Annotated in this window: 14 protein-coding genes; 1 reads left to right on the top strand and 13 read right to left on the bottom strand. The window is 37.2% G+C overall.

Features of this window, described 5'->3' with window-relative positions; translation table 11 throughout:
• Positions 1-125: 125 nt before the first annotated feature.
• Positions 126-926 carry a 23S rRNA (adenine(2058)-N(6))-methyltransferase Erm(F) gene (gene erm(F), locus HMPREF9449_RS02790; RefSeq protein ID WP_004295323.1) on the top strand — a complete coding sequence of 267 codons (801 nt, stop codon included), beginning with the start codon at positions 126-128 and terminating at the stop codon, positions 924-926.
• A gap of 202 nt (positions 927-1,128) precedes the next feature.
• Here the strand turns inward: erm(F) and HMPREF9449_RS02795 are convergent, their stop codons facing one another.
• The 13 genes from HMPREF9449_RS02795 to HMPREF9449_RS02855 form a co-directional block, all read right to left on the bottom strand.
• Positions 1,129-1,953, bottom strand: a complete 825-nt coding sequence (locus tag HMPREF9449_RS02795; protein ID WP_004295324.1) for a class D beta-lactamase OXA-347 — start codon at positions 1,951-1,953, stop codon at positions 1,129-1,131.
• 220 nt (positions 1,954-2,173) lie between these two features.
• Positions 2,174-2,719, bottom strand: coding sequence for a BRCT domain-containing protein (locus tag HMPREF9449_RS02800; protein ID WP_005807148.1), 546 nt, complete (start codon positions 2,717-2,719; stop codon positions 2,174-2,176).
• A gap of 69 nt (positions 2,720-2,788) precedes the next feature.
• On the bottom strand, positions 2,789-3,697 hold the full coding sequence (locus HMPREF9449_RS02805) for an IS1595-like element ISBbi1 family transposase (RefSeq protein WP_005807145.1): 909 nt from the start codon (positions 3,695-3,697) through the stop codon (positions 2,789-2,791).
• An 87-nt stretch (positions 3,698-3,784) separates the two neighbouring features.
• Positions 3,785-4,384: a sugar transferase gene (locus HMPREF9449_RS16820; RefSeq protein ID WP_232211425.1), complete on the bottom strand. Its 600-nt coding sequence runs from the start codon at positions 4,382-4,384 to the stop codon at positions 3,785-3,787.
• 459 nt (positions 4,385-4,843) lie between these two features.
• Positions 4,844-5,491 (bottom strand): glycosyltransferase, encoded by a 648-nt coding sequence (locus HMPREF9449_RS02815; RefSeq protein ID WP_009135714.1) that lies wholly within the window; start codon positions 5,489-5,491, stop codon positions 4,844-4,846.
• Positions 5,492-5,569: 78 nt separating this feature from the next.
• The gene (locus tag HMPREF9449_RS02820; protein WP_009135715.1) at positions 5,570-6,700 is read right to left on the bottom strand and encodes a glycosyltransferase family 4 protein; all 1,131 of its coding nucleotides are present in this window, start codon (positions 6,698-6,700) and stop codon (positions 5,570-5,572) included.
• 162 nt (positions 6,701-6,862) lie between these two features.
• Positions 6,863-8,068, bottom strand: coding sequence for an EpsG family protein (locus HMPREF9449_RS02825; RefSeq protein WP_009135716.1), 1,206 nt, complete (start codon positions 8,066-8,068; stop codon positions 6,863-6,865).
• A gap of 5 nt (positions 8,069-8,073) precedes the next feature.
• Positions 8,074-9,036: a glycosyltransferase family 2 protein gene (locus HMPREF9449_RS02830; protein ID WP_009135717.1), complete on the bottom strand. Its 963-nt coding sequence runs from the start codon at positions 9,034-9,036 to the stop codon at positions 8,074-8,076.
• The gene (locus tag HMPREF9449_RS16105; protein WP_187118581.1) at positions 9,029-9,865 is read right to left on the bottom strand and encodes a polysaccharide pyruvyl transferase family protein; all 837 of its coding nucleotides are present in this window, start codon (positions 9,863-9,865) and stop codon (positions 9,029-9,031) included. The genes HMPREF9449_RS02830 and HMPREF9449_RS16105 overlap by 8 nt, the downstream gene beginning before the upstream one ends.
• 49 nt (positions 9,866-9,914) lie before the next feature.
• Positions 9,915-10,481 carry an acyltransferase gene (locus tag HMPREF9449_RS16825; protein ID WP_009135719.1) on the bottom strand — a complete coding sequence of 189 codons (567 nt, stop codon included), beginning with the start codon at positions 10,479-10,481 and terminating at the stop codon, positions 9,915-9,917.
• A complete protein-coding gene (locus HMPREF9449_RS02845) occupies positions 10,474-11,994 on the bottom strand; it encodes a lipopolysaccharide biosynthesis protein (RefSeq protein WP_040611179.1) in 1,521 nt (506 codons plus the stop codon). The genes HMPREF9449_RS16825 and HMPREF9449_RS02845 overlap by 8 nt, the downstream gene beginning before the upstream one ends.
• Before the next feature lie 392 nt (positions 11,995-12,386).
• Positions 12,387-13,175: a PRTRC system ThiF family protein gene (locus HMPREF9449_RS02850; RefSeq protein WP_009135721.1), complete on the bottom strand. Its 789-nt coding sequence runs from the start codon at positions 13,173-13,175 to the stop codon at positions 12,387-12,389.
• Entirely contained in the window at positions 13,172-13,873 is a 702-nt protein-coding gene (locus HMPREF9449_RS02855; protein WP_009135722.1) for a prokaryotic E2 ligase family D protein, read from the bottom strand. The genes HMPREF9449_RS02850 and HMPREF9449_RS02855 overlap by 4 nt, the downstream gene beginning before the upstream one ends.
• Between the last annotated feature and the right edge of the window lie 4 nt (positions 13,874-13,877).

Genomic DNA, 13,877 nt, shown 5'->3' on the forward strand with positions numbered 1-13,877 from the left:
TCGACCTCGTAAAAGACTTGGATACCTCACGCCAAACGAAATATTTAAACAAATTATTAATCAGAATTCTGTTGCATTTGCAAGTTGAATTCAGCATTCAAGTATTCACCTGTAAGAAGTTACTAATGACAAAAAAGAAATTGCCCGTTCGTTTTACGGGTCAGCACTTTACTATTGATAAAGTGCTAATAAAAGATGCAATAAGACAAGCAAATATAAGTAATCAGGATACGGTTTTAGATATTGGGGCAGGCAAGGGGTTTCTTACTGTTCATTTATTAAAAATCGCCAACAATGTTGTTGCTATTGAAAACGACACAGCTTTGGTTGAACATTTACGAAAATTATTTTCTGATGCCCGAAATGTTCAAGTTGTCGGTTGTGATTTTAGGAATTTTGCAGTTCCGAAATTTCCTTTCAAAGTGGTGTCAAATATTCCTTATGGCATTACTTCCGATATTTTCAAAATCCTGATGTTTGAGAGTCTTGGAAATTTTCTGGGAGGTTCCATTGTCCTTCAGTTAGAACCTACACAAAAGTTATTTTCGAGGAAGCTTTACAATCCATATACCGTTTTCTATCATACTTTTTTTGATTTGAAACTTGTCTATGAGGTAGGTCCTGAAAGTTTCTTTCCACCGCCAACTGTCAAATCAGCCCTGTTAAACATTAAAAGAAAACAGTTATTTTTTGATTTTAAGTTTAAAGCCAAATACTTAGCATTTATTTCCTGTCTGTTAGAGAAACCTGATTTATCTGTAAAAACAGCTTTAAAGTCGATTTTCAGGAAAAGTCAGGTCAGGTCAATTTCGGAAAAATTCGGTTTAAACCTTAATGCTCAAATTGTTTGTTTGTCTCCAAGTCAATGGGTAAACTGTTTTTTGGAAATGCTGGAAGTTGTCCCTGAAAAATTTCATCCTTCGTAGTTCAAAGTCGGGTGGTTGTCAAGATGATTTTTCTGGTTTGGTGTCGTCTTTTAAGCTGCCGCATAACGAAAAATGGTAGCCGTAGTTGCCGGATTTACAGCACTTTCGTATCAATTTAGCACTTCGGTTCGTTAAAAGCACCAAAGTATCAAGTTGGCACGAAAGCCGGCAATTATCGGCTACCATATGTTAGTGGCATTTATCATTTCATTATATTCATTTGCTTTAACGCATTTTTTGTTACATTAATTCTCGATGAAATAAAATCATCAACATTCAATCCGTCTGTCGGAATTACATTTGTTGCAAAAAAATAAACATTAGATTTTGTTTCAACATAACCAACAAACCAACCATTATATTTTTCTTCTATCGAACTTAATCCAGTCTTACCGCTTAAAATGTAATTTTCAGTTCGCTCAATTTCCATAATATTTTTGACAATCTTTATTGTCCTATCAGAAATTGGAAATTTTGAAAAATAGAATTTCCTTAAAAAGTCGATTTGTTGTTTTTGAGATATTTTTGAATTTCCTTCAAGCCAAAAATTGTCAATCGTTAAACTGTCAAAAATCATATTTTTATACTCAAATTTTTCTAAATATTCTTTCATTTTAATTGTTCCGATTTTCCTTGCAATTTCCTGATAGCAAGGAACACAGGAAATTCTAAAAGCATCTTTAAATGATAAATCTTTTTCCCAAATATCCATTTTTCTCTGCTCGCCATTCCATTTTAAAATAGTTGTATCATTTTCAATAATGCCTAATTCAACAGCAATTATAGAATTTGGAATTTTGAATGTTGATGCAGGTAATTTTCCGTTTTTAGCCCAATCAAAGTCATTTGAGTAAAAAGTATTCTTGTCGTTATCATAAATTAGAATTGAACCATTTACTTGAAAACTATCTAAAATTTTGTCAAAATCAGAAATTTCTGTTTCAATTATGTTTTTATTCGTTGTTGTGTTACAGCAAACAAATAAAAATATCATTGAAATAAAAACTACAAATAAAATATTTTTCATTTATTGTCTAATTATCGTTTGTTTTTGTTGCCACTAACGGGAAACGCATTGGCGAAGTGGCGGATAAATTGGACAAAAAGTTCAATTTAGCAGTGACGTAGCCGATGTGTTTCCACAGAAGCTAAATTATTAAAAAAAGCTGAATGTGGAACACATTCGGCGGAATAAAATGCACAAAAGTTGAGTTTGGCACTTAACCCGCCATTTTGCCAATGCGATGTTATATGCCGTATTTTTTGATAAGATAATTTAAGTCAGCTTCGTTTAAAATTCTAATGTTTGCTTTTTTTGATTGGTTTAAGTCGTTTATTTTTTGGATTTTTGACCAACCACAATCTTCACCTGCAAAAACAAAATCTACTTTACCTGTTATTCCTGATTTTATTTGTCCACCAATTTTCATTAGAAAAGTTTTTATTTCTTCTCTTTCTATTGAAAAGTTGCCCGTAATAACTATTCCTTTTCCTATTAAATCAATGTTTTCAAGTTCGTTTTGAGTTATTTGATAATTTGATAAATGCTCTTCATTTTCTTCTAAAACATCTTCACTTGGTTGATTGAAATAATTATTATTTGTTTTAGGCTGGTCATCAATTTTTCTTATTAGTTCTTGATAACTTGGATACTTGTCAGTCAATTCGCCAAATATTAAAGCACAAAGTTTTGCATCGAATTCTGGGTCGTGATGATTTGTTACTTCTAAGTCCAAACTCTCTGCTAAATCTTTTATTTTTTTAGGCATCCCAAGTTTATCTGCAAATAACATTGTGTCAATATAACTTATGACATATGGTTTTAAATTATAATGTTCATATAGATTTTTCTGATTATCCGTTTATGCACCTGTTATATTCGCAATTACTAGTCTGTCAAAGAGTTTGTCTCCAAAATACCGTCTGTTTAATTTGTAAATAAACTCGTTGAGATACAACTGTAAGTATTTCCTTTTGATTTTATGGTAGTTGCCCAGCAATGTCCGTTTTGCATTACTGATTGCGATATGCACCCATTTGAGTGTTTCCTTGGTGGTTTTGGCGTCTGATTTCTCGGTGACGTGCAATTCCACCAGATCGGAGATGTCAACGTAAGAAGTGCTTTTGTCCGAAAATACGATGGCATCATCCTCCATGCAGTCCCTGACCACGCCGTTGATTCCTTCACTTTGATGGCTATCCAGTACCCTGGCCTTGAAATAACGCACATGCTTCTCCTTTTTGCCCGTTTCGATATCTTCCAACGGGGTGCTTTCGGCCATCACCGCAACGTTCTGCTTTCCCTCGGCTCCCCGGCCACGTGTACCCTTGCCTCGCTCGATTTCCTTACTGGCCACCGAAAAGTAACCCTCATCCAGTTCTATCATCCCTTCCAGTGTATACCTTGCATCCCGGTTGCCCATCGCCCTGCGGAGTTTGTGTACCATCGCCCATACCGGTTCGTAACGCTTCAATCCTAATTGCTTCTGGAGTTCGTTGGTGGAGAATCCCTTTTTTGTGCAACTCATCAGGAACATCGTTTTGTACCACACCAGAAACGGCAGCTTGGAGCTCTCCATGATCGTACCGCTGCGCAACGAGGTGCGGAAACGGCAACCTTTGCATTCATAACTCCATTTACCCTGTAACCAATAATGGGAAGTGCCCCCGCATCGCTTGCAGACAACCCCTTCCTTATCACGCTGCTCCTTGAAATGCAAACGACAATCTTCCTCCGAACCGAAATGAGCCGTAAAACTGAATATGTTCATAATCCCTGCTTTTTGAGCGCTAATATACTAAAAATATTAGGTGTGTTTGCGGAGAATCAGAAAATTTAAAATATTACCATCGATACATTAAAATTTTTTACCTCCTACAATACTCCAGAAAGTACCGAAAAGAATTTTCATGTCGAACCACCATGAGCGTTTTTTAAGATAGTATAAATCATATTCCAGTCGGCAAAGCATTTTTTCCATTGTATCGGTATATCCATTGTAAAGAGTTGCAAAAGATGTTACTCCCGGACGGATCTGATATAGATAGACATAACGTGTATCATAATCCAGAATCTGATCTATAAAGAATTTACGCTCGGGTCTGGGACCGATGAATGCCATATCACCGCAGAACACATTCCAAAGTTGTGGGAGTTCGTCTAAATGATGTGCACGAATAAATTTACCTACTTTTGTGAGACGTGGGTCATTATCGCCTCCGGAATGACTTAGCTGTGGACCAAGTTTTTCTGCATCCATGCGCATAGATCGGAATTTGTAAATATTGAACGGGCGACCAAAGCGACCAATACGTTCTTGTTTGAAGATAGCAGGGCCTCCATCTTCAAGTTTAATGGCAATATAACAGCAGAGTGCTAGCGGTGAAAATACAACCATTGTAATCAAAGCCACAATGCAATCTGTAATCCGCTTGAAATTCCTAGCAAAGGAAGACATGCTATCTGGAATAAACTCATCTTTAGGCACCAAATCACTGACCAATGTTTTAATTTCAACGGTCTCTTGTTTCTTGCCTTCTGAACAGCATGATTCAAGCCAGCAAAAGAAATCCTTCTCGCTAAATGATTTTTTCATATCGAGATAGAGGAAGTTTTCCTCTTCTTGAATGACAGGAAGGTATGACCTGAGTCTCTTCATGCCTTCCCTTGTTACGATTGTATAAGGAAGTGCTACATTGGAAGAATAGCCTCTGACGTATTCAACACCATGAGACATCGCAAATAGTTTTAAAGAATACGCAGAATAACCATAAGCAATCCAAATGCTGTGTTCTTCTTCCAAATGATACAAATAGACATGCCTATTGTCATTCTTTAATTCACGCTCTTTGATAAATTCTGAATTCATAATGAACAGTCGTGTAATTTGTTGTTTTAATTGGCTTGTAGAAAATACTCAGAAGTCGTCATCAATAACGGGTACTCCTTTCGATATATAGGTTGAAACATCTACCTGAGACATACCTTTATATGTTGTAGGTTTTTCCAACAGTAAGAGGATTCGGTCTGCCATTGTTTTTGCATCGTCCGCTGGTACCAAAAAGCCATTAAGGCCATCTTTTATAACTGCCTTGTGTCCTTTGTTGGCGGTTGCTATAACAGGCAAATGAGCATATTGAGCCTGTATAATACCCAAAGGACATTTTTCTGTCTTGCTGGAAGCAACATAGATATTCGAGGAGGCCAGCAATTCTCCTGTGTCATTTCGCATACCTAAGAATCTGACAAATTGCTGTATCTGTAGTTTTGATGCTTCTTCTTGGCATTCTCCGTTTAAACAGTCCTTTCCTACCAAAAGCAGGTAAATGTCCATGTTCCGATCACGTAAATCCTTGACGGCTTGAATCAGCATGTGCTGATTATTATTAGAGTTCATTTCCGCCAAATTGATTAAAACAATTGATCTCAGTGGTATTTGCAGTTCGTTTCTGTACTTTTGGCATACTTGCAAGGGATTGTTGATATTCAGGATGTCAAAATCGAAATTAACAGATTTTTCACCGGAGACCCGAACTTGATGGTTAGATTTATTATTTGTTTCCATAATGAATTGTGTTTGATATCAATTGATAATGCTGACTCTTTGTTCTAATGAACATGTTAGCAGACTCAATGAGAAATCTTATTGCTGATTCTTTAGAACATCATATAAGCATTCGTATATTTCTGAAGCAACTTTCACTGATTCATATTTTGAGACATCCACATTTGCCATTTTCTTATACAAATCTGGATTTTCCATAAGAGTTGTAATTTGGTCAGCCATTGATGAATAATCATCTATCGGGACTAGAATTCCATTTTCATTATTCTTAATAACCGCTAGATGTCCTCTGTTTGATGTTGCGACTACCGGGAGATGCGCATATTGTGCTTCAACAAGGTTTATAGCAAGTCCTTCTCTTTTGCTGGAAGCTACATAAATATCTGAAGCTGACAACAATTCACCAATATCGTTTCGCCAGCCGAGGAATTTTGTATATTCCTGTACCTGTAGTTTTGCAGATAGCTGCTGACATCTACCATTTAGATAATCAGGACCAACCAAAAGTAGATATACATCCAAATTCTTACTCCGTAGATTCTTCAGAACTTTGATAAGCATCTGCTGATTTTTGTTGTTGTTAATTTCTGCAACATATATCAGTATTTTGGAACGAATTGGGATATGCAGTTTATTACGGTATTCTTGCCGGATTTTCTCTGGATTTTTAATGTCCAAACGATTAAAATTTGCACCAATGCCGTTTGTTTTGCTAACAAGCATGTGTCGGTTGAATTTCTTCTTAACACGTTCATAATCCTCGTCATTTATGGTTATGAACATGTCTGTAAATTCAGCCATTAACTTTTCCATTGGATAGAATAACAGCCAACTTAAGATGGAGGAACCTTTAAAGAAATGAAGGCCATGGGCAAAGTAAACTACCTTAAGTCCATGTTTTCTGAAAGGGATGGATGCAAAGCGGGCAACCAGACCACCTACCGGAGTGTGGCAATAAATAATATCATACTGATTTTTCTTGAGTAGCTGATAGAGTTCCACTATTCCTTTCAGCGTTTTAAATGTGAACGGTGAGCGTTTCCAACTCATACCGTATACATTGTCAGCAAAGGGGATGTCTTCGTCAAGAGAACAGGCAACGTCTATATGCCAACCTTTACTTTTCAAGTACTTAATAGTAGGAATATGAAACTTGTTTACATGCCCCTTTGCAACATTTGCAACTAGCAATACTTTTATCTGTTTCATTGTGCTTATGTGGTGTTTGACTGCTTGTTATCCGCCACATAAACATGGTATATAAAATGTTCAAATGGGGATAAAGCAGTTTGATACTGGCTTAGCAGACAGTATTATTGATGATTAAGTCAAAGAATTGACAGAAAGAGAAATTGTCTGAGTGCTTGTGGATTATAAAAGTAAAAAAGGTGCAGGCAGATAAAAGAATCGATGGTCAAGAACAAACCAGGCATTCATAACCAGCCATGCAAAATTTACTCCAAATACCCAAGGGAGGCTTTTAATGTATTTATTCAATTTATATATATCAGAATGTTGGATATACAATTTTAAAAGGAAGAAATATGAGATGAAATATCCAAGGAGAAGATATCGATTTCCAACTACACTGAAACTAGTCATTAGATAACCAAAGGTTAGGAAAAAGAGCATATATGCATACAGTACACTATCAAATGATGATATTGAAAACTTGTTTTCATTCTTTCTTAAATAAATAAGAAACAATACATAAAACCCTCTTATAAAATAGTTTCCTACTCGTTGTAATTGAACAGTCAATGACTGTTCAAATGCTGCTGCCGTTTCTTCGGAAGCATAACTGGATGCTCGACTTTCCATCGCTTGGTTGAAATTGCCAAGATTCAGATTTTGGATAATATTGCCCCAAAAATCAGGAGTGATAAACACAGATGATATACAGGAAACAATAGCTGTCCACCAAAGAATATTTACATGCCTCTTTGTAACAAAAAGGCGGGCAATAATGACTACACATATATTCAGTATGAAACTGAAATGTATCAAGGATGTACTTAAAACACCTAATAATGCTGTATTTTTCTTTTCGATGAGAAATAGAAACGCATAGTACGAAAATATAGTCATTGCTATAAAATTCCTAATACCTCCTATGGCTACGGGATTGTATAACAGCACATACAATATTGTGATTATATAGGTGCACCTATTACCATAGTGTAGTTGCATATATTTCTGTATCTTAGAGAGAAACAAGTATGCAAACAAACCTCCAATCAATCCTACGATAAAAAATACAACCTTAATATTTGTAGTGATGTTGCTGCAAACAATGAACAACATCCCTTCGAAAATATCAAATGTGTTGCCTGATAAAAAATCGTTCCATATATCCGTTATAGTTGCAGTAGACGTAAAGGTTTCAAATGCCACCATTTTCCTGTAACAGTCAGCTCTCGGGTCAGAAAAGCTATGTGCAAAACCAAACAATGCATAGAATATGACAAATACGCATCCATTCAGTTTGTTCCTTAAATTATTCAGAGACAACAAGAATGACAATATTGGAGAAATAGGCAGAATTAAAATTGAGCCATCAGATAGTTTTCTAAGCATAATTATTATTTGTAAACAAAGCGATACATGAGATTTAATGCTGCTTTGGCGGCTGGATAGCTAATTGAGGAAAGCAGTATCAACAATGTTTTAAGATTGCTGCATGAATGCTTTCTGAGTCGTTGCAGAGGCAATTCCTTTAGCAAAAAGGCTCTGTATTCTTCTTTTGATAAGCCTTTTGCTCTTAATCCGGTAAAAGCCAAATTAATACTACTTAAAAATAACTCTTCCTCATATTCGCTGAGCGAAAAGTGTTCATACTTCCATTTATTTACTTCTGCTAATTGGTAGAAAATTGAAGCATTGGGAGTGTTTGTATAACTACCATTGTTTCTAGCACGGAAATAATGGTAATATGCACCTTTGCAATATGTGATGGAAAGGGGATGTTGGAGTAATTTTAGCACAACAAGCAAGTCCTCTCCCATATTGATGCCAGATAAATAGCTAATCTGAAATTTTCTAAAAAGCTCACTCCTTATTAACTTATTGTTCGTGCTACCCATGATTTTTTGGCACAAAAGCCCACGTACAAGACTCTCTTGCTTTAAATCTATCCCTTTGTGTGATATGATTCTTTGTTTACCATTATCATAGTTAACGAAGAAATCCGAAATCACCATATCTACCTGCTCATTGTTTGTGGCCAAATAAAGTTGTTCCAGCATATTGGCTTCTACCCAATCGTCTGCATCGCATACGATACAGTAACGACCGCATAAATTATCCATACCCATTTGTCTGGCAGATGCGGAACCGCCATTTTCCTTATTAAACAACTTGAAACGTTGGTCTATCAAGCTGTATTTTTTGCAAATGGCGGCACTATTGTCTTTGCTCCCGTCATTTATGAGTAACACTTCAAAATCTTGAAATGTCTGTTGGGTCAGACTACTCAAGCTTTTATCTAAATATTTTTCAGCGTTATATATAGGAACAATAACAGAAATTGCAATAGAATTATTCATTGGTGAAATATTTATCTTGAACTTTAAAAGGACAAGCACGCAATAATTTATTCAAATCAATATCAATAGGTTTCCACTCGCTCTTATAAGCAAGTAAATCAGTCAGACAGGTAGTCTCATTAATCTGTACCGGTTCATTATCAATCCGTTCAACTGATGAGAAATAATCTCGAAATTTAAATCCGTTTCCTGTTACTTCATCAGAAAACTCAATCCATTTGTTGGGAATACCATATGAATCAGCTATGATCAGTCCATGTAATGAACTTGATAAAATAAATTGACACTGATTTATTTCATCGATAACATCATGCCAATCCTTATAGTTTGCCATATGGATAACTTTAGCTTCACCCTTCATTTGTGAAACAAGGACATCTACATATTTACTTTTCATATCGACGTAATGTGGTATTATGCCAACCGTGTACTTTTTCACGATTTCGGGTTTGTATATTACAGGAAGGAGTAAAGCTGGATCTCCATAAACCGGAGGACATTCAATACCTTGTGATATAAGATAATTGCGTGTTAATTTACCGCGAACAGCACGTACTTCCAAAGGAACACATTTCATCTTCCTATTATCAGATATCGCTCCACTACCCCAAATAATACTTTGAGAATCAGCCATTGAATCAATGATAGATCCGATGCAGCAAACATTTATTAGTTTTGGTACAAAAAGGTTGAACTTATTGACTAATCGTTTACCTGAGAGTTCTTTAATCAGATAATAATTAAGTTCATCGCCAAGATTACGATGTTCCGGTTCTTCATCGTATAAATTCATCCATGCATTTACGACTAACAATTCGCTTCGATTCATACTATAATATTTCAAGGTATGAATGAGGTTCTTAGCGATATGACGCAATTTATTTTGTACTCGTATTGCAACGTTCGTCTTCATTTTGTATTGTTTTACCTTGTTCTTTTAATTTGAGATAAATTCTTTCTTCCTCTTTGAGCTTATCGTATTGATTCTTATCCCTGTATTTAATTATTTTGGCAGGGCATCCTCCGACGAGTGACATTGGGGGTACGTCTTTAGTGACACAAGAGCAAGCTGCAACGACTGCTCCTTCACCTATCACCACACCTGGCATGACAGTAACATCGGCTCCAATCCATACATTTTGCTTTATAATCACATCCTTGACGATATATTTATCATCATATGGGAGCATGGATCCTTGCCAGTAGTGATTAGAAGTGTGAACCTTAAAGCGGGGACCGATAATCGTACCGGATTCTATGATAAGTTTTCCCCTCAACTGTAGCCATGAATCAGGACCTATATAGACAGGTGGAGTGAATATTAAATTTCGGTGGTTGAAATCAGAAAATGGAACATGTATTTCAAGTCCGTTTTTATTTAGTTTCCTGGCAATTGCAAATTGTTTAAAATAATGAAACAACGTCGAAAGAGTATATTTAATCATTTTTTCTGATTGTTTTAAATAGTTTGTTTTTAACCATTTCTTTTTCTCCGTTTTCTAATCCCACAAACCATATGGAAAGCAGGACTATGGAAAGGCAAGAACAAAGGCTGGCAAGCAGATTTAAATCGTTGACATGACTATATAAGAGCATTGGACAAATTGAAAGAATTGTAGTTGGAATAATTTTACCGAATACACTTTTTACAAAATTCATAATGGGGAATTTTAACAGCGCATGACATATCCACAATCTTGCAGATGTAGTTAGGACAGATATGGCTATAGCCACATAAAAGCTAAATTCCGGCTTATTAGTAATGTCCAATAATATATATGAAACAGGAAGATTCATAATCAGCAGGTTTCCTACAACGATTTGATATTTTTTTATTTTTCCTGTTGCATTAACAGCCGGAACAAGAGGCATCGAAATACAGTCTATCAGAGTGGAAATCAGCACCAAACGACAAAAAGTCATAGCATGTTCAGGAACCACTCCCAACCATAGCTCAAGTATTCTACCAGTTTGGAAAAAGATGGGATATGCAAAAAGGAGTACCAACAAGTATGTAAATCGGCAACTTCTGAAAATAAGTTGCTGCATATAATCCAAATTACCGGCTGAGTACTGCTTGATAATTTGTGGATTAACAGCCTGTGTAAAACTGGAGTATAATGAAGAAACAGCAGAATTAACCTGATATGCAATACCTCTTGCCGCATTAACCGCAGGTCCAAAAAAGATATTAAGCAGAATATTTACTCCTTGCATGGCACCGACTGTGGCTACTCCTCCAAAGAGAGACCATCCAGAATACGTTATCATATTATTGAATAGAGATTTATCCCAGATGAATTTATAATGACATTCTGCAAAACTTTTAATTGCATAAGTTCGATAGAAAACAGCCACCATTATACTTATTACCAGTAGAATTATACCATACCAAATTAACTTATCTCCTGTCAGAATAGTCAATAAATAGACTCCTACAAGTTTCGAACAGCAATCTAAAATTGTTCCAATTGCATATATGTCCATTTTTTCATGGGCTATAATACACGACATATATGGAACTTGCAGAATGGATACGGCAAAGGAAATTAAAGCACACTGATAAATGACCAATGCCGCAAACATTCTTTCTTCCGGTATGGTCAAATAAGAATAAATGACATAAAGTCCCACTGTCTCTGCCAACAATAAGACCAAAACTGCCAATAAGATATGAATACTTACTGACATACTAAATATGGTATGTAGTCTTCCGGCATCATTGCGTCCAAGTTCAAAAGATACAAATCTTTGGACTGCCGCTGTCATTGCGTTATTTAAAAATCCGAACATCAAGACAACGCCACCTACCACATTGTAAATGCCAAAATCCTCAATACCCAACACTTGCAGTATTATTCTGGATGTATAAAGGGTTACAGCCATTATAAACAGCATTCGGATGTAAAGCATTACCGTATTCTTAGCCAGTCGCTTGTTATTTTCAAGATGTGACATTTATAATAGAATATAAGAAGTAAACAGACGATAGATTTCGTTCACTGTAAAATCTGCCACCTGATTTAAAATTTAATAATTGAATGTATATCGAAAGGAATTTGTCTTATACGGATAGATTATCCGTCTGATATTCTGATAGTTACCGCAAAGGTAAAAACTATTGTTCATATATAAAAATATTTACTTCTTATTTTGAGCAATTACCTGAATTATAACATTAGCGTTTCTTTTTTTTCTGTTGCTGTCATGTCTATTTGACATTTTTTTAAATGGAGCAGTAAATGATTTTCAAATCAAAATCCTCGTTTTGTATATGTCTTTATGCCTTTTTTCAGACCATGAACTGTAAACCTATTTAACCGGGATAAGCATACTCTAATCAGATATCTTCATATTGTTATCGGATTTACTTTCATCGTTTCCAGATTCAGGTACAGCCCGTGATGCTCTATCATCCCGTTGCGGAACATCTTCCACAGGACATTGCAGCCGAGTTGCGCCAGCGTGGAGTTGATGAACAGGTCCTGCTTGTCCAATGCTTCTGCCAGCGAGCAGCTCGGACCAGAGTCTTCTTCCTTTACCCGAGAGTACCGCACGAAACGGGTGATTACCTTCAGAGAACTGACCGTTTCATACAGTTTGGATGCCGGCTGTTTTATTTTTTTCGGCACCGTACCCATAACGACCTGTCCCGTGGTCTGCGTGTTACCGAAATCCATCCAATACAAAGGGGTTTCGTAAGTGCAGTATGTCGGTTGTGGCAAAGCCTTCAACAGGTTCCACAGGTCTATCCGGGATTTGATGTTGTCCGTACAAGTGATTGTGATATTGGCCAGATTATCCCGTCGGGCATCCTTCAATACGGTCGGATAGATGTCCGGCTGCGCCTTCCAGTCGTTGCCGAAGAAATTGTTTATCCGGGAGACAAGGCATTGCGCCTTGTTCTGTCCCAGATCAGACGGACTGAAAAGCTGACGACCGATGTTGGCTTCCGTCACGATGTCGGGGTCATACAGGGTCACGAACAGCCCCGGATGTCCGAGTCCTCTCAATGCCACATCAAGCCGGGCCAGACAGGTTAGTACCTGCGAGCCTGTTCCTCCCGCTCCAATCAGATTTACCGTTACCGGATGCTGCGGGTTTACCAGATAGTTGTCAATATAGTGTACTCTTTTCATTTCAGGATGTCTTTAAGTTTCAGATTGTTCAATGGTTTTAACTCTTCGAGGTCGAAAGGTCTGTTCCTGGCTGCTTTCGTCACCAATACAAGGTTTGATCGGGTCGGGTTTCCGTTGCCTCCCAAATGGGAGAACTCCGTCAGCCAGAATTTCTTTTCCCAGTATTGCAGCAGCTTTTCGTAGGTCATATCTTTCGGTTTCTCCAAATTGGCAGAACCCAGGCAGACGCTGGATCCGGTCACGTTGAAGAACGGTGCGGCATATAGTGGCGTATCCTTGTCGGGTGTATCGCCCTTGTAGGCATATATATTCATCCCGTGTTCCCCCGCCTTGTAAATCACTCCCGGCAGGTTGTATTCCGCGTTCTCGATTTCAAGTCCCGGGCTGAAGAACATCATCCTTTTACCCGGAGGATTGTACCATACATACCGTTCGCTTCCCTTGCGTGAATCGCAATACATCAGGTTGGACGGTATTTTTCCGTAGGGCGTGCTGCCGTGCCTTTCCGAATACCCCTTCACCAGTTCGTTCATGAATTCCAGGGTCACCGGTCTTCCTTCCGTCATATTCCCCCGTTCGTCTATATCCCGTACCTCCAGAAAGAAATTCTTCTCATTTTCCGAGGCGTAGGCAATCAGTGCCGCCTTGGGGATAAGCAAGGTCTTTAAGGTTCTTGTAAGTTCGTTTGTCTCTATCATGATG

The organism is Odoribacter laneus YIT 12061 (assembly GCF_000243215.1).
GTDB lineage: Bacteria > Bacteroidota > Bacteroidia > Bacteroidales > Marinifilaceae > Culturomica > Culturomica lanea.